This window comes from Actinomycetota bacterium, assembly GCA_005774595.1.
In the GTDB taxonomy this organism is placed as follows: domain Bacteria; phylum Actinomycetota; class Coriobacteriia; order Anaerosomatales; family D1FN1-002; genus D1FN1-002.
This window is the reverse complement of the sequence record VAUM01000394.1, coordinates 1-1,581: the sequence shown is the minus strand read 5'-3', so window position 1 is coordinate 1,581 and position 1,581 is coordinate 1. Positions and strand designations below refer to the sequence as shown.

2 protein-coding genes are annotated in these 1,581 nt (G+C 65.7%); both read right to left on the bottom strand.

The genetic code is table 11. From position 1 onward, the window contains the following. Positions 1-130 precede the first annotated feature (130 nt). Positions 131-679: a hypothetical protein gene (locus tag FDZ70_10435; protein TLM66515.1), complete on the bottom strand. Its 549-nt coding sequence runs from the start codon at positions 677-679 to the stop codon at positions 131-133. A 70-nt stretch (positions 680-749) separates the two neighbouring features. Then, positions 750-1,148, bottom strand: coding sequence for a hypothetical protein (locus FDZ70_10430; GenBank protein TLM66514.1), 399 nt, complete (start codon positions 1,146-1,148; stop codon positions 750-752). Positions 1,149-1,581: the final 433 nt, after the last annotated feature.

Sequence of the window (1,581 nt, the reverse complement as noted above, 5' to 3'; positions counted from 1 at the left end):
CACGCGACTCCTCTTCGCCGCTGTGTAGAACGTTTCTGCGCTTCAACGGAGCGCGCCGCGCTCCGCTCTCAAGATCGATTCTACGCCGTGGGCGCGCTACCGTTGGAAGCGCCTGTTGGCCAAGCAGGGGTCATTGCGTCTGCGGCAGACCCTGAATGCCGAACAGTCTGCAGACGCCACGGAACGCGCCTCGCGGGTCCTCGGGGTTGCCCGCGAAGAGAACCAGTCCCAACTGCGCCCCGGGAACACTAGTGCGCGCAGCTATCAGCCGATTGGGTGCGAAGCCGCGATCCGGCTGACCAAGCAGGAAGTCGACGTGATCAGCGCTCCCCGCAGGCACGAACTCGTCGTGCCCGTACTGGTCTATGGCAGCGACAGGCAGCGTGGTTGCGCCGGAGCTGAAGACGTTCAGCAAGCTCATGCCGTCGGCTTCGCCCGCTCGCTCCGCGACCATCTTCTGGGTGGCCTGCAGGTCGCCGGATGGCTCGGAGTATGTGTACAGCGTCGCCGTCCAGCCTGCCGGGATCGTGAGGGCAAGCCCGTTGTCCATTTCCAGCAACGCTCCCGCGGCTAATGCTCGCTCCGAGGACGGGTCGAGGCTGGTCTGCTGACCCGACGAGCATCCGAACAGGACGAGAACGAGTGCCTGCGCACAGATGAGCACGACGAACCTGCGCACACGCTCCCCCTGTCTGGCCAACGTTTCTGCGTTTCAGCGGCGGCGCTCTGTGCCGTCGCCGATTCCCAGCCTACTGCGGAGCGCCGCCCGCTGGAAACGCTTGTTCGGCAGGTGGCGGTTGTTCCGCACGGCGCCGGACACCCCGCAGGGTCAAGGTCAGGACCGCCACCTGAATGACGAAGAACAGCAGGAGCCCGAGAGCATCGATTACGGCGAAGATGAACAGGCTTCCCGGGTCGTAGGCAATCTCGATTGCACTCAGGGACACGAGACCCGCCGTCATCCCCGATGCGGCGCGTGCGGAGGTTGACCAGATGCTGCGAGACTGAGAGCCCCACGGGCTGAGGCGGACCTTGCGTGTCCACGAGGATACGGTGATGGCAGCGTAGAGGCATCCGCCTGCGAGAACCGACAGACCCACACCGAGCCATGCGTAGTAGCTGTCGGGCACTGCGGTGAATCCCCCCACGGTTCTGCGCCTCTGTGCGCCGCTCTGCCGAACGTTTCTGCGCTTCAACGGAGCGCGCTCGCTCCGTCTTCAAGACCGATTCTACGCCGTGGGCGCGCTACCGTTGGAAGCGCGTGTTCGGCAGACGTCGTGGACCGTCAGTCCGGCTTCACGCCGCGTTTCGCGCGGCCGCCGAACGCGAGCGGCAATGCGGACATGGCCAGGCCGAAGAAGATGGCGGCCAGTACTCCGTAGCCCACGAAGGCGAACTGCGCGTGCTCGCCAGCCATCGCGGCCGCGACGAGCAATGCGCCGAAGCCAATCGCAAACCCGATGAACTCCGCCTTCGAGACCACCCGCTTTCGGCGATCGCGCCCGGTCGCGCGGGAGCCGGGCATACGCGTCGAACGGGTCCAGCACGCGAATGCGAGGATTCCCATCGCCCCGATGAAGG